At 61.1% G+C, this 20,528-nt stretch carries 20 protein-coding genes and 1 pseudogene; 15 read left to right on the top strand and 6 right to left on the bottom strand.

Annotated elements, in window-relative coordinates; translation table 11 throughout:
• Positions 1 to 60 precede the first annotated feature (60 nt).
• The 5 genes and pseudogenes from ACVIJ6_RS39120 to ACVIJ6_RS39100 all read right to left on the bottom strand — a co-directional run bounded on the left by ACVIJ6_RS39120 (position 61) and on the right by ACVIJ6_RS39100 (position 4,743).
• The gene (locus ACVIJ6_RS39120; RefSeq protein WP_049819864.1) at positions 61 to 618 is read right to left on the bottom strand and encodes a hypothetical protein; all 558 of its coding nucleotides are present in this window, start codon (positions 616 to 618) and stop codon (positions 61 to 63) included.
• 10 nt (positions 619 to 628) lie between these two features.
• Positions 629 to 1,231, bottom strand: a complete 603-nt coding sequence (locus ACVIJ6_RS39115) for a DUF1419 domain-containing protein (RefSeq protein WP_028133107.1) — start codon at positions 1,229 to 1,231, stop codon at positions 629 to 631.
• Positions 1,232 to 1,540: 309 nt separating this feature from the next.
• Complete coding sequence (locus ACVIJ6_RS39110) at positions 1,541 to 2,440, bottom strand: DUF3991 and toprim domain-containing protein (protein ID WP_456777215.1); 900 nt, start codon at positions 2,438 to 2,440, stop codon at positions 1,541 to 1,543.
• Positions 2,441 to 2,649: 209 nt separating this feature from the next.
• Positions 2,650 to 2,826, bottom strand: a complete 177-nt coding sequence (locus ACVIJ6_RS39105; RefSeq protein WP_028133105.1) for a hypothetical protein — start codon at positions 2,824 to 2,826, stop codon at positions 2,650 to 2,652.
• A 490-nt stretch (positions 2,827 to 3,316) separates the two neighbouring features.
• Positions 3,317 to 4,743: pseudogene (locus tag ACVIJ6_RS39100) on the bottom strand (replicative DNA helicase).
• A 410-nt stretch (positions 4,744 to 5,153) separates the two neighbouring features.
• On the opposite strand from ACVIJ6_RS39100, the gene ACVIJ6_RS39095 reads away from it, so the two are divergent.
• Positions 5,154 to 5,441, top strand: coding sequence for a WGR domain-containing protein (locus ACVIJ6_RS39095; RefSeq protein ID WP_080672093.1), 288 nt, complete (start codon positions 5,154 to 5,156; stop codon positions 5,439 to 5,441).
• Between the two features lie 48 nt (positions 5,442 to 5,489).
• Here ACVIJ6_RS39095 and ACVIJ6_RS39090 read toward each other — a convergent pair whose 3' ends face one another.
• The gene (locus ACVIJ6_RS39090; RefSeq protein ID WP_028133104.1) at positions 5,490 to 6,218 is read right to left on the bottom strand and encodes a helix-turn-helix transcriptional regulator; all 729 of its coding nucleotides are present in this window, start codon (positions 6,216 to 6,218) and stop codon (positions 5,490 to 5,492) included.
• 424 nt (positions 6,219 to 6,642) lie between these two features.
• Between ACVIJ6_RS39090 and ACVIJ6_RS39085 the strand changes: the two genes are divergently transcribed.
• From ACVIJ6_RS39085 to ACVIJ6_RS39020, 14 genes are all read left to right on the top strand, one after another.
• Positions 6,643 to 7,278, top strand: a complete 636-nt coding sequence (locus ACVIJ6_RS39085; protein WP_049819863.1) for an acyl-homoserine-lactone synthase — start codon at positions 6,643 to 6,645, stop codon at positions 7,276 to 7,278.
• A 38-nt stretch (positions 7,279 to 7,316) separates the two neighbouring features.
• Positions 7,317 to 7,883, top strand: a complete 567-nt coding sequence (locus tag ACVIJ6_RS39080; protein ID WP_028133102.1) for a lysozyme family protein — start codon at positions 7,317 to 7,319, stop codon at positions 7,881 to 7,883.
• Between the two features lie 76 nt (positions 7,884 to 7,959).
• Positions 7,960 to 8,256, top strand: coding sequence for a TrbC/VirB2 family protein (locus ACVIJ6_RS39075; RefSeq protein ID WP_028133101.1), 297 nt, complete (start codon positions 7,960 to 7,962; stop codon positions 8,254 to 8,256).
• Positions 8,256 to 8,594, top strand: a complete 339-nt coding sequence (locus ACVIJ6_RS39070) for a type IV secretion system protein VirB3 (protein ID WP_456777214.1) — start codon at positions 8,256 to 8,258, stop codon at positions 8,592 to 8,594. Before ACVIJ6_RS39075 ends, ACVIJ6_RS39070 begins: the two co-directional genes overlap by 1 nt.
• Positions 8,587 to 10,953 carry a VirB4 family type IV secretion/conjugal transfer ATPase gene (locus ACVIJ6_RS39065; protein WP_456777217.1) on the top strand — a complete coding sequence of 789 codons (2,367 nt, stop codon included), beginning with the start codon at positions 8,587 to 8,589 and terminating at the stop codon, positions 10,951 to 10,953. Before ACVIJ6_RS39070 ends, ACVIJ6_RS39065 begins: the two co-directional genes overlap by 8 nt.
• The gene (gene virB5 / locus ACVIJ6_RS39060) at positions 10,950 to 11,672 is read left to right on the top strand and encodes a P-type DNA transfer protein VirB5 (protein ID WP_456777213.1); all 723 of its coding nucleotides are present in this window, start codon (positions 10,950 to 10,952) and stop codon (positions 11,670 to 11,672) included. The genes ACVIJ6_RS39065 and virB5 overlap by 4 nt, the downstream gene beginning before the upstream one ends.
• Positions 11,669 to 11,917 (top strand): EexN family lipoprotein, encoded by a 249-nt coding sequence (locus tag ACVIJ6_RS39055; RefSeq protein ID WP_456777212.1) that lies wholly within the window; start codon positions 11,669 to 11,671, stop codon positions 11,915 to 11,917. Before virB5 ends, ACVIJ6_RS39055 begins: the two co-directional genes overlap by 4 nt.
• Before the next feature lie 11 nt (positions 11,918 to 11,928).
• Complete coding sequence (locus ACVIJ6_RS39050; RefSeq protein WP_456777211.1) at positions 11,929 to 12,915, top strand: type IV secretion system protein; 987 nt, start codon at positions 11,929 to 11,931, stop codon at positions 12,913 to 12,915.
• Positions 12,916 to 13,259: 344 nt separating this feature from the next.
• On the top strand, positions 13,260 to 13,931 hold the full coding sequence (locus tag ACVIJ6_RS39045; RefSeq protein WP_456777210.1) for a virB8 family protein: 672 nt from the start codon (positions 13,260 to 13,262) through the stop codon (positions 13,929 to 13,931).
• A complete protein-coding gene (gene virB9, locus ACVIJ6_RS39040) occupies positions 13,928 to 14,779 on the top strand; it encodes a P-type conjugative transfer protein VirB9 (RefSeq protein WP_028133094.1) in 852 nt (283 codons plus the stop codon). The genes ACVIJ6_RS39045 and virB9 overlap by 4 nt, the downstream gene beginning before the upstream one ends.
• Positions 14,780 to 14,790: 11 nt before the next feature.
• On the top strand, positions 14,791 to 15,936 hold the full coding sequence (virB10, locus tag ACVIJ6_RS39035; RefSeq protein ID WP_028133093.1) for a type IV secretion system protein VirB10: 1,146 nt from the start codon (positions 14,791 to 14,793) through the stop codon (positions 15,934 to 15,936).
• Complete coding sequence (gene virB11, locus ACVIJ6_RS39030; RefSeq protein WP_028133092.1) at positions 15,933 to 16,964, top strand: P-type DNA transfer ATPase VirB11; 1,032 nt, start codon at positions 15,933 to 15,935, stop codon at positions 16,962 to 16,964. Before virB10 ends, virB11 begins: the two co-directional genes overlap by 4 nt.
• Entirely contained in the window at positions 16,930 to 18,876 is a 1,947-nt protein-coding gene (locus tag ACVIJ6_RS39025) for a type IV secretory system conjugative DNA transfer family protein (protein WP_028133091.1), read from the top strand. The genes virB11 and ACVIJ6_RS39025 overlap by 35 nt, the downstream gene beginning before the upstream one ends.
• The gene (locus ACVIJ6_RS39020; protein WP_028133090.1) at positions 18,860 to 20,032 is read left to right on the top strand and encodes an LPD7 domain-containing protein; all 1,173 of its coding nucleotides are present in this window, start codon (positions 18,860 to 18,862) and stop codon (positions 20,030 to 20,032) included. Before ACVIJ6_RS39025 ends, ACVIJ6_RS39020 begins: the two co-directional genes overlap by 17 nt.
• Positions 20,033 to 20,528 lie beyond the last annotated feature (496 nt).

The following is a 20,528-nucleotide window of genomic DNA, read 5'->3' as shown; positions in this document are numbered from 1 at the left end:
CGCCGAAAAAGCGAAGCCCGGCGCTTGGCCGGGCTGGTCGCAGGTCGTCAGGGGCTTGGACTATCGGTTGTCCGTCGAGGAAGGGACTTGACGAGCAGCCGCCGCCTTGGCCGCCTCGATCCGGAATTCCTCAAGGATGTCGGTCGTGGACCGGTAGCGGATGGCATCCACCGTGATCAGCATCACGCTGCCGCCGAAGCCATCCGGACGCATCTTCGTGCAGGTAAACGCCGTTGTGACCACGATTTCGTCGATCGCCGCCGAGCGACGTACGATGTCTTGAAACATCCGGTCCCAGCCGGCGTCGGGGTCGGTGAGATCGACGTCGATATCATCAGGCGGATCGTCGCTGGCGTCCGCGTCGTATCGCGAGAGCAGGCCGATGACGTGGTCACCTATGCTGCTCTGGCCGTGATCGCGGGACGCCGCCCAAGCGGTCCGCAGATCGTCGATGGACAAGGTGACGACGTCGCTCGGTCCACACCATGAATAATAGTAGATGCCGCCTTCGCTATTCTCGCTGTCGAAGACGAGATCAAGGATCAGGCGTTCCAACGGTGTCATGTCCACAGCCGGGATATCCGGCTGGACGACGGTCGGGGAGTGATAGTCTGCCATATTGCCCTCCTCAGGCCGCAAGCGGCGGAAGATGGCGCAGCTGCACGGGCAGCTTGGCGGCGACCTCGTCGTCGGTGAGATCGTCGAGAAGCTTCAGCACCGTGCCCGCCCCTCCGCAATACACCAGCACGGTGCGCTTGCCTTGCAGCGCGGCGGGCCAGCGCTCGCCGGCATAGCCGCGATAGTCGTCGTGAGTGCTCGACCAGATGTGCTCGAGGCGTTCGTCGCGAGTCATGGCGCGGACCGGCCGCGATTCGCGCTCGATGATGGCCCGCTTCATGCTCTCCGGGGTGCTGCGATCGGAGAGGTCGCAGTATCCATGGAAGAAGCGCTTGCGGCCGTCGATCCAGAGCGACAAGAAGACGCTCGTCACGCTATCGGTCACGAATTCGCGCATCGCGAACATGTCGCCGCGCATCCATAGCGGCGGCAGGATGTCGAGCATGTAATCGTGCTCGGACTCCGCGATCTCGAACCATTCGCCGGCGAAGAGGTGCCGTGCCTCCCCCGCGGCCATGGCCGGATTGCCGCGATGACGGTTGAACATACGATACATGTCCTGGCGCGTGGCGACGCCTTCGAAGACTTTGCGGATATTGGGTGAGGTGTGCATCGGCGGCTCCCTTGGCCTGGCCGGGCTGAAGCGCGAGCGATCCGTCTGATCTCTTCGTCACTTCAGCCCTTCATCAGACCTCCTCGCCGGCCGCCTCACCGGTTCGGCGGGTCAAGGGCCGCGGAACGCGGGCGAAAGCTTCACCCTTGACGCGCTGGCCGGGCATGCGGCAGCGCCTCAATTCCCTTTCATTTTTCCTTTCTCATTTGTTCGATCTCCTTCTCCTGCCAATCGCCGGCAGCATCAGGGCCGCACTGATGACGGCCTTGCCGCTGCGACCACCGGCCAAGGCTTGCGTCCGCTACTACATCAAGAGGTCGCCGTCAGGGCCTTCAGATCCTCATTCCAGTCGTCGGCGCGCGGTCGTGATCGCGCGTACCCCACGCTCGCTTCTGCGGCGATCGCACGAACACGAGCCGCATAGACGTCGCCCTGCCGATTGTCGTCGGTTGCTGCCACGAGGTGGACGTTGGCGCGCTTGGCCAGACCACGGATGGCTTCATCCGTTGCCGGGGACCAGCCGCCGCCAGTGCTGACATAAAGAGTGTCGGACCGCAGGTCCTCGATCGCGGCAAGGCTCATGGCGTCGATGGCCGCTTCAGTGATGCAGATCCGCTCGAACTCGGCCGGTCCCAAGCGGAATAGCTCCTTGGTGCCGTCAGTGGCGAAACCGCGCCATGCCGGCCCACGCTCCTCCCAACCCGTGACGGCTCCGGCAGAATCGCTGTGCGCCGCCCACATGCTGCCCTGGGGGCCCTCTCGCAACCGATCGCAGGCGACGGCCTGCTTCAGGATGTCGGCCGGCAGGGCGCGCTCGCCGGTGAGATAGCGCCAAGCTGGCGAGCCGGGGCGCGGTCTGAAACGACGTCTCCACCGCTCTACAATGGACGCTAAGGCTTTGGGCCTTGCCGTGTGCTGCCATGCTGGTGCAGCGGGGACGAAGCCAACAACATCTGCAACACGCTCGGATGCTTCGACGAACCCATCGGCACCGAGGTGTACGGCGAGCGAAAACACGTCCCCTTTCGCCGGTGACAATGGATCAAACCAGCCGCGACCTTCGTGGATGACGATAATGATGTTGCTGTCGCGGCGATATTTGATTGCGCGGCGGGTGCTTTCCTTGACGTCGACCTTCCAGCCGTCCTTCTCCAGCAGGGCGGCGCAACCGACCTTTTCGCGCAGCTCTTCGATTTCTTTCTTGTCCATTTTTCTGCTCCGGATCTCGCGCAAGCGACGTCCGACCCTTTCGTCTGTTGGTCTCACCTGTTCCAAGTTTCCACGGAACATCACCGACCGGCCGCGAAGCCTGCCGGACGCAAGGGCGCGCGGACAAGCTGTCGAATTTGTCAGACACCTGGGCGCGGCAACGCTTCCCTTGCAGCCGGCATGGCGCCAGCGGCAGCCGGTCACCCGGCTCAATGAGCCGGGCACCAGGGGTCGTACTCATGAACGATGGCGTCCTGATCGCCGTCGTACTCGCTGGAGACCATCACGCCGAACTCGCTATCGGTCTGAAAAAGGATGACCGGCACCATCAGCGTGCGGGCGAGATCAAAGGCGTGGTTCTGAGCGAGAGTAAGATTGTGCGACATTGAAAGGCTCCCGTCTTGCGGCGGGGACCATCCCCGCTCGACAGGCGCCCGACGTGTTCGGGGACGGCTGCGGTCACCTCGAGAGGCGAAGCCGAAGAGGTCGCACGCTTGCGTCGCGAACCCCTTGCGGGTTGATCGCGGAAGGCCGTACCTGAACCAAGGAAAGCCCATTTGAGAGCGGGGCTGGTCCTTGTCCGGAAGCATGGTGTGCCGAACCGCACATCCTTCGTCCGCGGAGCGCCCATGCCGCCTTGATCCGGGCGGCGCAAGGACACGTGTGATCCTTTTGGGTGAGACGGCGAAGGCGTGGTGACGCCTGCAAACGAGCTAAGTCAGCTCGACCAACGTGTAGTCGGCTCTGACACGGTGCGAGCAGGAACTCTTCTCGCCGCCGACAAGGGTGTGAATGAGAGATCGGTGTTGCCGCCTAACCTGATCGGCGTGGCAGGTGATCCTCTTCGGCAAGGTCGAAGAAGCGGGTGAACTCGCCTTAAAATGTCATGGGCACCGTACCTGTCGGACCGTGCCGCTGCTTAGCGACAATGACCTCCGCCTTGCCACGAGCGGCGCTCATCTCCGATTCCCAAGCGAGATGTTCGTCGGTACCGGGCTTGGGCTCCCTGTTCTTGAGATAATATTCTTCACGAAACACAAACAATACGACATCGGCGTCTTGCTCAATCGAGCCGGACTCGCGAAGTTCTGAAAGTTGCGGACGTTTTTCATCGCGGTTCCCGACCAACCGTGAAAGCTGGGATAGCGCAATGACTGGCACATTGAGTTCTTTGGCCAGCGCCTTCAACCCGGTCGTGATCTCGGTGATCTCCTGCACCCGATTCTGCGCCGCACGCGGCGACTTGCCCTGCATGAGCTGAATATAGTCGACGATAACGAGGTGCAGTCCTCGTTGTCGTTTCAAGCGGCACGCACGGGCCGCGAGTTGAGCGATGGAGACGGCGCCGGTTTGGTCGATAAAGAGCGGCAGCCGGCGCATTTTCTGACGGCATTCGAGCAGCTTGCCGAAAGCTGTCGCGTCGATGTCGCCACGCCTAATGTCGGAGGAGGGGATCTCTGTTTGCTCGGAGATGACGCGAGTGGCAAGTTGCTCCGACGACATCTCCAGCGAGAAGAAAGCAACGATGCCACCAGCTGTCGGTCTTGCCGAGCTATCGACTTGCTGCGTGGCATCGTAGGCGCTTGCCACATTGAACGCTATGTTGGTGGCTAGAGATGTCTTTCCCATGCCGGGCCTACCGGCGATGATGATGAGGTCTGTTGGCTGCAGACCTCCCATTTTGGCATCGAGGTCCTTGAGACCGGTTGCAAGGCCAGAAAGCCTGCCCTCGCCTGGTAGGCTTCTGCGGCTCTATCGATAGCGCTGTCCAGCGCAGTCTCGAACGTCTCGAAGCCCCCACCATAGCGGCCCGTTTCGGCGATTTCATATAAGAGCTGTTCGGCGTGCTGGATCTGATCCGCTGGAGCGCAATCGACGGGCGCTTCAAATGCGCCGTTGAGCATGTCCTCGGCGACCCTGATCAACTCACGCCGGACCGCAAGATCGTAGATAGTCCGGCCGTAATCGACCGCGTTGATGATCGTGGTCGCCTCCGCGGCCAGGCGCGCGACATACTGCGCGATCGACATTCCAGCGACAACGAGCGTGGCGGGAAAGAAGGTCTTAAGGGTGATCGGATTGGCCACTTTGTTCGAGCGGATCAGCTCGCTGATCACTTCAAAGATTTCACCGTGCAGCGGCTCGAAGAAATGATTTGCCTTCAGGAAATCGGCAACACGATGAAAGGCTTCGTTATTGATCAAGATGGCGCCGAGCAGCGCTTGTTCAGCTTCGATGTTGTGCGGCAGCTCGCGATAGGGCGAAGCCTGCGGCGATTTCAGCTTGAATACTGCTTCTGTCATGTTCGTCCGTCCGCCGGCCCAATGTTGAAGTGCAGGACCTACGAAGGACAAGGGATCATGCATGGTATAGGCGACGAATCGCCCTCGCTTGAGGAAGTGTACCGCCAATAAGGGCAAAACCAATCGATTCGCGCTACAATAGGCCGGGCCTGCCGCCCGTTTGCGTCAGGGATGGCAGCCCGCAAGGGGGAAGACCCGCTCGCGGGGCTTCAGCGCAGCCAACAGCCCGGCCCGCAGTGCGACGCCCATTTTCTTCGCCATCAGAATCGCACAACAGCCAGTGTATTTTCCGAGATCGATCGTTGAACGCCGCGATAGGCCTTAATCAGGTATTAAATTTCTGAATCGCTAGGCCTGATCGATTCGATAACTTAATTGGACGTCAGTTCCGACAATTGCGATTCTTGCGCATGTCCGAACTCACGGTGCCATACCTCGTGCTTCAACGTTGCGATCCGGCCCGCAATATGGCGAGGTTCTATGTACTCACGATCGAACCGACTCTGTTCGGTGATACGGCGCTGGTGCGCGAATGGGGACGTCTTGGCCAACGCGGCCGCCGGCGGATGGATCTGTTTGCCGGGAGAGTCCAGGCCGTGGAAGCGCTCGAGGATTGGCTCGTCCGCAAAACACGCCGTGGTTATGTACCAAAGAGTCCCGCGCCCTGGATGCGACCGCCCAGTCCGCAACCTGATTGAGCGGTCGATCTTGGGAGCACCCTACAAGCCGGACGAGTGTTTTGCGCATTACGGAAGCAATCCCTGCCGAAATGCGAGCGCCACAGCGTGCGGGAGGGTTAATGCAGCAAGATTTCGCCTGGCATTGTCCAGATGAAACTTCACACCTCGCGGGCTGACATCAAGAAGCTCTGCGATATCCTGCATGGTTTTGCCATCGGATATCCATCCGAGACACTGCCGTTCGCGCTGTGTCAGCGGGTTGATGCTCCCGTCGCCTACCAAGGCGCGTCCGATCTTGGCACTCACGTGCGCATGGAAGGTGAGACCCACCATTTCCAACATGTCTTGCGAGCTCTCGATGAAGCGATCGAATCCAAGACTGCGTTCGTCCACGGCCAGCGTGAACGCCGCAAACTGATTCTGACTTGAGGGAATGCGTACCGTCAGACCGGTCCTGATCTTGAAACTCAGGGCATCGTCAAACAGGCGACGCTGTTTCGCCGACTTTGCGCTTCGCGCTGACCGTCCATCCCATAGGACCATCCGGCTTGTGGTTCGCGGTTCCTGAAGGACGGGGTCGATGTTGTCATATCCTTCCCGAAAATAGTGGCTGGTCCAACTCTTCGGATAGGATGAGATCAGACTGGGGCCGTTCGCGCGCTGCCCAAAATAAGCGAACCACCGGAATCCCAAGGCATGCGCGGTTCGTTCCGCGATGCGCTTAAAATCATCCTCCGTACGGGCAGAATGAAGACAATCGACCAATTCATTGCATGTTCTTTTGACATCTTTCATTGCGCGACTTCAGCTATTCCAAGTTCCTAGAACGTGAGCACTTCGACGTTTCGCGCTCTACGTGCAGGCCGTGTATGGTGAGGTTGCGGCAGCTTTGCGGCACGAACAATTCGGTACCGTCCTGTCAGAACAACAGCAGCAACGCGAACCCACGACGAAGGAGAAAAAAACCTCTGGACCGCGGCCACTCAAAGCAACCATTTTTCTTCATTTGCAAAGGTGAAGGAATTCCATTTCCTGCGCTGTCAGATCCGCGCGTCACGAACTTATAGAGTTTCCAAAGTGCGCGCGGATAACTGCGCCTTGCGAATGCGGCTCGCGACCCAGCAGAACCACAAGGCCCTGTCAGAACTGACAGCGCAACGCCGTGACCGTGACTGCTTTCTTGATCTCGAAGCTGTGATTCGTAAGTTTGAGGTTAAGAATGAAGGTCACTGTTCGCACGCGTGCGGCGCTCCTGCACGATTCTGAACTGGCAATGGGAATGCACCGCCTGCGAGGGCGTGTGTTCAAGGAACGACTCGACTGGGACGTCTCTGTCCGCGACGGATTAGAGATCGATCAGTACGACACCTTCAAGCCGACTTATCTCCTGGCGCTCGAGAAGAGCGACGTTGTTGGCTGCGTTCGCCTTTTGCCCACCACCGGACGCAACATGCTGGCCGATACGTTCCCGGTGTTGCTGGATGGCAACCCGGCGCCGAGGGCGGCCAGAATCTGGGAGAGCTCGCGCTTCTGCGTTGACACCAAGAGTGCGGCGGCAACAGCAGAGAATGGTCTGCGCAATGCGACGTTCCTGCTGTTTGCAGCCATGATCGAATGGGGGCAGCAGCACGATCTTCAGGCCATCGCAACGGTCACTGATCTGCGCATGGAACGCATCCTGCGCCGGGTCGGATGGCATCTCGATCGCCTCGGCACGCCTCGTCAAATCGGGACGACCAACGCCGTGGCTGGATTGCTGCCGATCAGCGAGGAGGCGCTCGGCGCGATCCGAGCGGCCGGGCAGATTTCAGGGCGTGCAATTGACGCGCCGTCGAACCTAGCGATCGCAGCCTAGCATCGAACGTCTCAGCTCCTCACAAAAAGGCTCTCAACATGGATCCCGCTGCATTCGCGGCTCTTGTCGAGCGATGTTCCCCGACGACAATGGTCCGGCCGCTAATGGCAATCGTGCGGCAGGCGAGCTCGTTCGAGCCGTTGCTCATCACGATCGAAGGGCGCAAGCCGATTCCAATTCAAGCCACCGACCGTGAGGAAGCCATCCAGCTCGCGACCGAGGCTATCGCCGCCCGCCAGCAGGTCCGAGCCGGTCTCGCTCAACTTGATGCCGAGGAAACAAAGAAGGCTGGATTGACGGCTGCCACGACGTTCGATGCGTGCCAGCACATTGCTGGCCTTGGCAGACTGTTCGATGCGCGCCTGCAAGCGGCGAGCATGAAAAGCGCGGATCGCGACCAGGCAATCGCCAAGGTTGTCGCGAGCTTCGCGCCCAAGGCTTCCGGTCAAGTCTCGGAGCCCGGTGAACCGATGGCGACCACCGGGCGTGATCGTCCCACCGGCGATACAACAATCAATCCACCGGCCGCCTCTGCCAGCGAGCGCCGGCCCTGGGACGTCTATCGCTCGGGACTAGGCACGTCAGCCTTTGTTTACGAACGATGAAGATCGCCGTTTTTCATCTCAACTCAATCCGCGGTCCGGGCTGGGGTCCGGCTGCAGCGCCAATCGGAGCCGTGCCATGACTTCTCCTCTTAAACACTCTGCTGCCCTCCTTTGCATGGGAGCCGTCCTTAGCATCGCTTTGGCCGAGCCGGCGCTGGCGCAGACCGCGAACATTGAAGGCGTGCTGCAGAACATCGTCAACATGTTGACCGGCAACGTCGCTCGGCTACTGGCGACGCTGGCGGTCATCATCGTCGGCATCGCCTGGATGTTCGGCTATCTCGATCTGCGCAAGGCCGCCTATGTCGTGCTCGGTGTCGCCATCACATTCGGCGCCTCCGAGGTGGTCTCAACGTTGACCGGAGGTCACTGATGGTTGAGGCCGCGCGTCTCACGGAGGACACCTTGTTCCTCGCCTGTACGCGTCCCGCCATGATCGCCGGCGTCACGATGGAGGCCATGGCGCTCAACGTGATGTTTTCCTGCATCCTGTTTCTGGTGGCCGGGAGCATCGTCTACGGCCTGGTCGCAATTCCGATCCATGGGCTTTGCCGCGTCATCTGCCGGCACGACCCCAACATGTTCCGCATTTTGCTCGCCTGGATCGAAACCCGAGGACGCGCGCGCAACGCCCCATTCTGGGGTGGTTCATCCTGCACGCCGCTCAAGCTCGTCCGGCGATATCGATCAAGGGACCTCGGTTGTGCGTAACAGGACGCTAAAAACCCGGGAGATCGAGCCGGACGTCTACCTGCCGTTTGGTCGGCATGTCACCGACACGGTGATCAGTCTCACAACACGAGCCCTGCTGACGGTGATCCGGATCGACGGCACCTCGTTCGAGACTGCCGAAACATCGGATCTGAACGACCTTCATGGCAAGCTGAACCTGACCCTGCGCAACGTTGCAGATCCGCAGCTCGCGCTCTGGAGCCACCTGGTGCGCCGCCGGACGTCGGTCTATCCCGACGGCGCCTTCCGGTCGACCTTTGCAGCGGCGCTTGACGCACAGTATCGCCAGCGACTTTGCAAGGAAGCGCTGTTTCGCAACGATCTCTATCTGACCCTGGTTTGTCATCCCGGCCGCGCGGCGACCGATACGGCGGCCGCCTTCTTTCGGCGGCTCAGCCGAAGCGCCGGGAATTCCGCCGAGGTCGACAGCGGGGCCCTAAAGCGGCTTGACGACGCAACACGAGATATCCTTACGGCACTCGACCGCTACGGCGCCCGCGCGGTCGGCTTGGTGGAGCGCGACGGCATCACTTTCTCAGAACCGATGGAGTTGCTCCACGCGCTTGCCTCCGGAGAGTGGATGCCGATGCCATTGCCGCAAGGGCCGATCGGTCCCGCTCTCTATTCAAATCGTGTCATCTTCGGCCGCGAAGCTCTCGAGATTCGCGGTGCCGGCGGATCGCGGTTCGCTGGCATGTTCGGACTCAAGGAATATCCGGCGTCCACCCGACCTGGCCTGTTGAACGCGCTGCTTTCGGCGCCTTTTGAGCTCATCGTCACGCAATCGTTCGCGTTTTTGGCGAAAGCCGACGCCAAGATGGTCCTGACGCGCAAGCAGAACCAGTTGGTCTCGGCTCAGGATCCCGCCGCTTCGCAGATCGACGAGCTCTCTGATGCGCTAGACGATCTCGAATCCAACCGATTCGTGCTCGGAGATCATCACCTATCGCTCCTGGTCTACGCCGATACGCCTTCGCAGCTGCAGGCAAACATGAGCGTAGCGCGGCGCTCGCTCGCCGATGCCGGTGCGGTGGTCGCCCGGGAAGATCTTGGACTTGAAGCTGCCTATTGGGCGCAGCTTCCCGGGCTGTTCAAGTACCGGGCCCGCACCGGCGCGATCAACTCGCGGAATTTCGCGGCGTTCTCTCCATTCCACACCTATCCCACCGGGCAACCTGCAGGCAACCATTGGGGGCCGGCGGTTGCGATGCTCAAGACCGCGTCCGGCTCACCCTTCTATTTTTCCTTTCATCATGGCGATCTCGGCAACACCTTCATCTGCGGCCCCTCGGGGTCCGGCAAAACCGTCGTGCAGAACTTCCTGCTCTCGCAGGCCGAGCGGATAGGGGCGTCTTATGTATTCTTCGACAAGGACCGTGGCGCCGAGATTTTCGTGCGCGCCGTCGGCGGCACCTATCTGACCTTGCATAACGGCATCCCGACCGGCTGCGCGCCGCTCAAGGCGTTGGAGCTGACGCCAGCGAACCTTTCTTTCCTGGGCGAACTGATCCGGAAACTCGTCACGCCGGAGGACCGCCCGTTGACCGTGATCGAGGAAGAGCGAATCGATTCCGGGTTGCGCGCGCTCGGTCAATTGCGGCAGACGGAACGCTCGTTCGGGACGCTCCGGGCTTTTCTCGGCCAGCAGGATCGCGAGGGGATTGGTGCGCGGCTCGAGCGATGGTGCCGGGGCGCTCCTTTCGGCTGGGTGCTCGATGGCGATCACGATGCCATTGGCCTCGACGCCCGGTTCATTGGTTTTGACATGACGGACCTGCTGGACCACCCCACCGTTCGCACGCCGCTGATGATGTATCTGTTCCATCGCGTCGAGCGCCTGATCGACGGCAGGCGCCTGATCATCGACATCGACGAGTTCTGGAAGGCGCTTGGGGACGAAGCGTTTCGCGATCTCGCCAACAACAAGCTGAAAACCATCCGCAAGCAGAACGGTGTCATGGTGTTCGGCACGCAGTCGCCACGCGACGCGCTGGCCTCGCCGATCGCGCACACCATCGTCGAACAATGCCCGACCCAGATCTTCCTGCCCAACGCGCGGGGAACACGCTCGGACTATGTGGACGGCTTCCATCTGACCGACACGGAATTCCGCCTGATCAAGGAGGAGCTCGCCCCGGAAAGCCGGCGTTTCCTGGTCAAGCAGGGCCACAACTCGGTGGTGGCGGAACTCGACCTCGACGGTTTCGACGAGGCGCTCGCCGTCTTGTCGGGACGCACGGAAACGGTCGAGCTGCTCGACCGCATTCGCAAACAAGTCGGCGACGACCCCGCGCAATGGCTCCCGGTTTTTCACGCGGAGCGGAGGAAGGCCCAATGATGATTCAGCGTATGCCTGTGGTTCTCACTTCCTTGTCAGCCATGACCCTCCTGATAGCCTCACCTGCGCGGGCTGAGATCGTATTCGATCCAAGCGTTTTTGCGCGGCAATTCGAGCAGCTGACGGAACTGAAGAAGCAAGTCGACACCCTGACGTCGCAGCTCAAGGTCGCACAGGACCAATTAAGCCAAGCCAAGCAGCTCTATGACAGTTTCAACAGGCGGACCAACGCCAACGACATCGGAGCGCTCCTGAACACCCCACAGTTCCGGAAGGTTCTGCCCCAGCAGTTCTCCGACATCGAGCGTCTCGTCGCGGGGCAAGGTGGCGGCAACTTCGCCGACGCCATCAACCATTATCTTTCGCAAAATCGCGTGTACACCGGTAACAGCGGCAATTCTTATTACCAGAGCGAGCTCGACCGGATCGCCCGGCAGACCGGGGCAAAACATTCGATGGGCCAAGCGGTGTACGACACCGCTTCGCAGCGCATCGATTCCCTTGAGGAGCTCAGAGCCCGCATCAGCTCAGCGACCGACGCAAAGGAGGTTCTCGATATGTCAGCGCGGCTGCAGGCCGAACAGGCGCTGCTGCAGAACGACGTGCTCCGGATGCAGGGTCTGGCGATGATCCAGCAGGCTCGCGCGGACATGGATGGACAGCGGGAGCGAGAGAGACAGCGACAATTGGTCGATGAAATCAAGGCAGCCCTGCAATGAAAATGATGACTTCCATCCTACTGTTACTCGCCGCAACAATCAGCCTCGCGGGCTGCAATGAGGCCGACACCGGTCATCCACCGAAAACAGTCGGCTGGTTTTTCGAACATCGCGACGAGCTTGCGATGACTCTCAAGGCGTGCCGCGACAACCCGGGCGAACTCGCAAAGACGCCAAATTGCATCAATGCCAATGAAGCACGCAACAAGGTCACCGTCCAAGAAATGAAAGACGCCCTGAAATAAGGACCGCCGCGATGGCCGTTAACGTCTTCGACAGCTTCTTGAAAGAGTTCGAGCAACCGATCACAGCATTCGTCTCGACCTCGGTTTCGAATCTTGCCTCCTACATCGATGGCCCGCTGCGCACCGCCGTGATGCTCTACGTTATTCTCTACGGTTTTGCCGTGATGCGGGGAGCGATTTCCGAGCCGATCATGGAATTCGCCTGGCGAGCGATGCGGATCGTTGTTGTGGTGCTGCTAGCGACGAACTCAAGCACGTTCCAACAGTACGTGACGGGATTGTTCTTCGACTCGTTGCCGAAGGAGATCGGCAATGCGTTGGCGGGCTCTGGACTGAATACCAGCTCCGGCGCTCCGTTCGATCAGCTTCTGTCCAAAGGGATTGACGTTGCCAACAAGATCTACGACCAGGCTGGCCTGACCAACATCGCGCCCGCACTGATTGCGGCCATTCTTCTGGTCTTTGTGGCCGTCGGATCGTTCCTGCAATTCGCCATCCTGCTCTACGCAAAAGTGGGTCTTGGCGTCGTGATCGCGCTCGGCCCGGTGTTCATTGCCCTGGGACTTTTCGAGGCGACCCGCCCGTTTACAGAAGCCTGGCTCCGGCAGGTCGCCAATTTCGTGATCCTGTTGGTGCTGGTGGTGGCTCTGGTCGGGCTGATGTTGACCACCGTTAGCGGCTTCATCGACAGGTTCGCGGCAAACGCGGGAACAGCGGGCGAGTTGGTCGTGGCCGCGGTCGCCATTAGCGCGGTGCTGGGTCTGTCCGGATACATCGCGCTGCAATTGCCGATTATCGCAGGCGGTCTCGCCGGCGGCGGCGCTTCGCTCGCAAGCCGGCTTGTCACAAGCCCACTGGTTGCCAATGCAACGGCCGCGGCCGGAGGTGCTTATGCCGGTGCTCGCTGGTCGGCCAGCCGCGGCCTCGCCGCGGTCAGGGCCAGCCGGCACGGCGGCAGTATGCGGCGCACACGCTCGCAGGGGACTACGGCCGCGTAAGCAAAGTCGCCAGCATCAGGCGACAAAGAATGACAGGGGCATCAGAACGATGTGGCGTCGACTATTCATCATTTGCGTCATCGCATGGCAGCTTGGCGGCTGCGCGAACTGGTCAAAGGGGCCGGCGTCTTGTGACGGCCTGGCTCGGCGGCCGCTCAATCGTTCGTTGTGGGATTGGGAATCCGGCGCGCCGCCCACGACACCCGACCCGTCGGCTCCGCCGTCCGTACCCATCATCCGGAAGGGCGAAAGCAACCCGCCGGCGCCTTCGGCCCGTCTCGCCGCATCCGGCCGCTGGGCCGACATTGCAGCCTCTTACCGCGCCTGCGGCAAGGAGGCGTGAGATGGTCGGGCATGATGACCTGAACGCTTACTTCGACAATGCGCGGCGATGGGAACAGGATCTGCTGCTGTCGGCCCATCGCTCGCGGCGAACAGCGTGGGTGATTGCCGCGGGCGCCTGCGCATTGGCTGTTGCCTCGGTCGGTGCGGTCGCAGCACTGGCGCCGCTGAAGACGGTCGAACCGTTCGTCATTCGGGTCGACAATGCCACCGGCATTGTGGATACCGTCTCCGCCCTCAATTCGACGCCGGCGCGCTATGACGAAGCCGTCACCAAGTATTTTCTTGGACGCTACGTTCGCGCGCGAGAAGGTTACAGCTATCCGGAAGCCGAAGCCAATTTTCGCACGATTTCGCTGCTTTCGGGTCAGAGCGAACAAGCCCGCTTCGCAGCCTGGTACCGCGGCTCCAATCCCGAAAGCCCACAGGTCGTCCAAGGCCGTTTTGGTGTTGCCACCGTCCGGATCAAAGCGATCTCACTCCTGGCCGACAATGTCGCATCTGTGCGGTTCATGAAAGAGACCCGCAAGGGCGAGGAAACCCATGTGACCCATTGGGTCTCGACCCTAACCTTCTCTTACGCCAACGCACCGATGTCGTCCGCCGACCGTCTGATCAATCCGCTCGGCTTTCTGGTTTCAGAATATCGCGCCGATCCGGAGGTCGTGCCATGAAACGTTTTGCGCTCTTGATGACTTTAGCTCTTGGATTTGCGGCACCGGTGCTGGCGCTGCAGCAGCCGGCGCCCGGTCAACACGATGCGCGCGTACGCACCGTGACCTATGACCCAGCCAACGTGGTCCGCCTCAATGGCGTCATTCGCGCCTCGACCCAGGTCGTGTTTGCCGATGACGAGGAAATCGCCCATGTCGCCATTGGTGACGCCATCGCATGGGAAGTTGCACCGGCGGGTTCGATCCTGTTCCTCAAGCCGCGCGAAAAGCACCCACCGACTAATCTGCAGGTCGTCACCACCCGGCCCGATGGACGCAAGCGCTCCTATCAGTTCGAGTTGTCGATCGCCGAGACGACGCTGGCCGACAGCTACTTCGTCGTCCGCTTCGCCTACCCAGGCGACGAGATCGAGCGTCGGCGCATCGAGGCCGCTGCCAGGGGCGCCGAGCGGGAAGGCGCGCTGATCGATCAGACGTTTGACCTGCACCATGCCTACGGCGCGCGCAACTGGCGTTTTTCGGCCCAGGGCTCGATCGACCTCGAACCCGAAGCCGTCTTCGACGACGGCAAGGAGACCACGTTCCGCTTTGCTGGCAATCGGGAGATCCCGGCGATCTACCTGATCAACTCGGACGGCTCTGAAAGTCTCGTCCCTAAAGATGTCCGCGGCGAGCTTGTGGTAGTCCACGCCACTGCCCGCGAGTTTCGGCTGCGCAAGGGCGACATCGTGCTCTGCATCTTCAATGAAGCGTTCGATGCTGTCGGCGTCAATCCCGGCACCAACACCACGAGCCCCTCGATCGAGCGGCGGGCGAAGAGGCCATCTCCAATCCTTAAGGCACGATAGGCGGGCGCAACATGACCGAGCTTGAGAACGAGACGCTTGCCGGCGAGCGCGGCATTACCCCGGTTGGAGGTGGGGACAACGGTCGAACAGCGATGCTCAAACGCGGCTTCGGCGCGCTAGCGCTCTCCGCATTCGCCTTTCTGGTCATCTGGGGAACCTGGAAAAGCGACAAGCCGGTCGGCGAGTCCGCCCGCAAGCTCATGATCCGCCAGGCGGCCGCCTTCGAGCCCGCCGCAGAGCCACCTGCCGCACCCATCACCACCGCGTCCATTCCGGTCGCACCTATTGCTGTCACACCGGCGGCCGCCGTATCCGCTGCGGACCAGATGCTCGAAAGCGCGCGGCGCGCGCCGGTACTGGCCTATAACCGGCCGGTCGCATCGGGGCGTCCGCCCCGTGATGGCCTGACCGGAAGCGTCCCGGTCGATCCCTTTGATTTTGGGCGGGCCGAGCCACGGAACGAGCTTGCGGACAAGCTGAAACCCACGCCAATCGAAGGCGTGCGCGCAGCCCGACTTCCCAATCGCAATCTTCTCGTCACCCAGGGCACGTCGATCCCTTGCGTACTCGAGACCGCGATGTCCTCAGATGTGGCTGGCTTCGTCTCCTGCGTCGTATTGCGCGATGTGATGTCAGATTCCGGCAACGTGGTGCTGATGGAAAAGGGCACGCAAGTCGTCGGGGAATATCGTGGCAATGTCCGGCGCGGCTCCAAACGGATGTTTGTGCTATGGGCGCGCGCCAAGACGCCGACGGGCGTGATCGTGGCGCTGGCCTCGCCTGCCACGGATGGACTGGGCCGCGCAGGGTTCGACGGCGATATCGACACGCATTTCTGGGAGCGCTTCGGTTCGGCGCTGTTGCTGTCGATCGTCAGCGATGCCTCCTCGATCGGGCGGCAGCAATTGCAAGACGGCTCAATCCAGATCAACAACACTGCTGGTGCGAGCAACACCGCCGCCGGCATCGCCGTCGAGCAGTCCATCAACATCCCGCCGACGCTGAGCAAGAACCAAGGCGAGCTCGTGAATATCTTTGTCGCGCGCGATCTTGATTTCTCGTCTGTCTACCAACTCAAGCGGATCGAGAGCCGCACCCAAATTCTCGACCGTACCCTCCCCGGAGGCATCGTGGGTCCGGCTGTGGTGACGAAATGAGCGCAGGCACATCGGGCAATCACGATGGCGGACGGTTGGTGCTGGCGCGGTACCTCGAGCCGCTGGCTCCATACCTAGCCGACGACACCCTCACTGAAATCGTCGTCAACCGTCCGGGCGAGGTTTTCGTGGAGGGGACTGACGGTTGGACCCGGCATGAGCTAGCTGCCCTCACGCAAACTTACCTCTCACATCTTGCAACCGCAGCCGCCAGCCACACCCGACAGGATATAGGGCCGGAATACCCGGTGGTCTCGACCAGCCTGATCGGCGACGAGCGCTGTCAGATCGTTGTGCCACCCGCGGTCCCGGCGGGCATGATCAGTCTCACGATCCGCAAGCCCTCATCGTTGACCATGAACCTGAAAGCGCTCGAGCGGGCAGAGCTATTTGATGCGGTCCGCTCCGCGAGTGACGACCTGGATGCCGACGAGCATCGACTGCTGGCCCTGAAAGAAGCCGGCCATTGGCGCGAGTTCCTAGAGCTTGCGGTGCGCACCCGTCGCAATATCCTGATTTCGGGAGCAACCGGGTCGGGCAAGACTACTTTATCCAAGGCGTTGATTGCGGCGATCCCGGAGCACGAGCGGCTCATCACCATCGAAGACACCGCCGAGCTGGTCATCCCACATCAAAATTGCGTCCGGCTGCTCTATGCCAAGGATGGGCAGGGTGTGGCCAAGATCGGCCCCCGCGAACTCCTGGAATCGTCCTTGCGCATGCGGCCTGACCGCATTCTGCTGCAGGAGCTGCGCGACGGCACCGCCTTCTTTTATCTCAGGAATGTGAATTCGGGGCACCCAGGATCGATCACGACGGTTCACGCCGACAGCGCTCGCCTTGCCTTCGAACAGATGACCTTGCTGGCCAAAGAGAGTGCGGAGGGACGTGACCTCCACCGCGACGATATCCGTTCGCTTTTGCTGCATCTGGTCGACGTGGTGGTGCAGATGCAGAAGCGTAACGGCCGCTACCGCATCTCGGAAATCTACTATGACCCCGTTCGCAAACGCGACCACGCCCGTTAAGACCGGCCTCGGCACGGCGCTGGCGCTCGCGGCCGGCGCCGTTTTCCTGCTGGTCGCCTCGAACGTTCTGCTGCTCGGGCTCAGACTCCACGATGGCGGCTTCCACTGGTCGGAGATCGCCACAGGCTGGCCGCGTTATGGCACGGATCCGCGCTTCGACCGTTGGCTGACGCTGTCGACCCTCGCTGGCTTGATTGCAGTCTTTGGCCTGCTCGGCGCCATCCTCCGGCACCGTCCGGTTCCCCTTCACGGCAAAGCCCGTTTCGCATCCGAGCGCGAGATCAGGGCTGCCGGCCTGCGATCCAAAGAGGGTCTACTGCTCGGCCGCAAGGATGGAAAAATGCTCTGCTTCGGCGGATCGGAGCACGTCCTCCTTTATGCCCCAACGCGCGCGGGGAAGGGGGTCGGCTATGTCATTCCGAACTTGCTCAATTGGCCGGATTCGGTTGTTGCGCTGGATGTGAAGAAGGAGAACTGGGATCGCTCGGCCGGCTTTCGCGCTAGCCACGGGCAGGAGGTCCATTTGTTCGATCCGCTCGACGAGAACGGTCGTACTGCGCGTTACAATCCGCTGGGATATGTGCGCAGCGATCCCGCCGACCTGTATGACGACCTACAGCGCATTGCGGTGATGCTGTTTCCGGCCGAGAGCCGCGGGGACCCGTTCTGGTTTGAGGCCGCTCGTTCATCCTTTGTGGCGATCGGCGGGTACGTCGCGGAAACGCCGGGCTTGCCATTGACGATCGGCGAGATCCTGCGCCAGCTGTCGGCGACCCAGGATCTGAAAGCCCACTTCGACAAGATCATCGCCGACCGTAAGGCGGGTCTTTCACCGCTCTCGCGGTACTGCATCACAGCGCTGAACGACTTCCTTGCTGCCTCAGAGAACACCTTGAACTCGGTCCGCAAGACCGTGACGGCACGGCTCGGCCTCTGGCTCAATCCCCGCATCGATGCCGCAACCTCGACCAATGATTTTGACCTGCGGAAGCTTCGCCAAGAGCCCATGTCGATCTACCTTGGGGTGACACCTGACAATCTCGACCGCATGGCGCCGCTCTTAAACCTGTTCTTTCAGCAGGTGGTCGATCTCAATACTCGGGAGCTGCCAGAACAAAACCCCAAACTCAATCGCAAGGTACTGCTGCTGATGGACGAATTTCCGGCGCTCGGCAATGTCAATGTGCTGGCAAAATCGGTCGCCTTCATCGCCGGCTACGGCATCCGCCTTCTCACTGTCGTCCAGAGCCCGGCGCAGCTGCGCGCCATCTACGGGATCGACGCAGCCCGCAACTTCATGACTAACCACGCAGTCGAGGTCGTGTTTGCCCCGAAAGAGCAGGACGTGGCGAATGAGCTCTCGGAGCGCATCGGCTACGAGACCGTGAACGCCCGCAGCCGCAGCGGACCAAAAGGGCTCGCGATGCGTGCAATCAGCGAAACAGTGTCCCAGCACCGGCGCGCCCTCATGCTGCCACAAGAACTCAAGCTTCTTCCGAAGTCCAAGGCCTTCATTCTTGGCACCGGCATTCCGCCAATCATCGCCGATAAGATCATCTACTACGAGGACAAGTCTTTTCTGAAGCGATTGCTGCCGGCGCCTGTCCCCAAGATGCCCAAAGCGCGTTCAAATGCACTGCTCGACGCCGAAATCAAGGAGTTGCGCTCCGAGATCGCCGAGCTGCGTGCGGTATTCCGAGCACGACCCATGACCGACGAGGAGGTGGCCGATCCCTCCACGATTCCTGCAGGCGCCAGTTTTGATTTCGGTGACGTGGATGTGGACCTCGAAGGCCTTTCCGAAGACGACATGAAGGCCTGGGTTCTGAATTATATCGACGCCCAGGCCATCCCGCCGGCGCGACGGCCCGGCCGCAAGCGGAGCGAACAGCAGCATGAGCGACACACATGATGATAGCAACGAGTTCAGCCTCGAACGGCACCGCCGCGCCGCGGATTCTTCGAACAGAGACAAGAGGGGCGATGACTCCGGAAGCAAGGCCGCCACTGACAAGTCTTCCTCCACGGAAGGTCTCGACAATGCTCTCCCCGATCGCATCCGCCGCAAATATTACGTGGTGGCCAGTCAAACCGAAAAGGATGGATCCGCCCGGGAAGCGCGGCTCTATGCCGATGAGCGGAAAGAGTACCTCGCGTTCAAGGCCACTGACGATCGCCTGGTCACCCGCCTAGCTGCCATTGAGGTGATCCGCGATATGGTCAGCGTGGCACAACATCGCCAGTGGGAGGCGCTTCACGTCCGTGGTTCTGTCGAGTTTAGACGCGAGGCTTGGCTGGAGGCTGCCGCACGCGGGATCGACGTGAAGGGCTATCAGCCAAACGAGCTTGACAGCCAGGCGCTCGCTGACCGACGAGTCGCATGGGATCGAGCCCACCCCCGGACCAACGACGTAGGGGTCCGCTCGACCTCCGACAGGTCAACCAAGGCGGATAGGCTCGATTACGACAAGGGCGTTTCCGGACGTCTGATGGAGGTCGGTATTGGCCCCTACCGCAACCGACCCGACGCGGAGCCGTCAACCTATGTAGCCATCGAACTGGGCGATGGCCGGCGACATCAGGTGTGGGGCGTCGGCGTTGTAACTGATGTCGCAGATAGTGGCGCCAGGCCTGGCGACCGCATCTCTCTGCGCAGGGATGGCGTCGAACCCATCATCAGGACGATCAACTCCATAGACACCGCCACAGGAAACGCTGGCATTGAACGGCGCCAGATGTGGCGCAACAGGTGGAGTGTAACGGTGGAGGCGCGCCGTGCAGACCGACCGGCTGCCTCGCATGATTCCGACCTGCTCGCGGCCCGATCCCAGATTGTCGTCATCAACAAGCTTGTCGAACGCGCTCTGCCGAACGATGAGAATGCTCGCCAGAGCATTCTGGCTTTCGCCAAGGAGCGCATCGCCCAACGCCTCGAGCAGGGGCACTCGTTTGCGCGAGCAACCGTCATGGAGCCCGTTGGAGAGCGGCAGCAATCGGGGCGCAACAAAGAAGAGGTCCGGCAAAGCCGGGGCGGCGAACGAGTGAGGCTGCAAGAGCGAGAGCGCTGAATGCGCGAGTTCATGCAATCAATCTTTCGACTTTGTATCACGTCACGTCGTCGCGCGGATTCACAATCTGACATTTCGAAGATAATTCATCGGACGCAATGATTCCGCGCACCGCAGACTCCGACTGACCCTCGGGAATTGCCGAACCGTCGAGAACCCGCACTGACCAGGGAGGCCCAGGCAATTGGGCTCGCCGATAGGCCTGGCCAAGCCAGACGAGATTTTGCTCAGCCGCACACGAGCCTCGCCGAGAGTCACCTGTGGCGTGGGCGTCGTCATTACGGCAAGATGCTCATCGGCCTTTGGACAAATCACGCGAAAGCAGGTCGCGGATGACATTCAGATCTGTAAGATACAAACTGACCGACGTGGGGGGGTGACCACCAGAAAGCCGTTTTTGCAAGCAGGCCCTTTGCCTTTGTGCCTTTCCTACACAGCTTTTGTCGGTCGAACGGATAACCGAGACCGCGAGATACCACCAGCTTGATGAAGCGCA

The sequence above is a fragment of the Bradyrhizobium sp. USDA 4369 genome, assembly GCF_054056435.1.
Note: the sequence above shows the minus strand (reverse complement) of the source record. Positions and strands in the feature narration are given on the sequence as shown.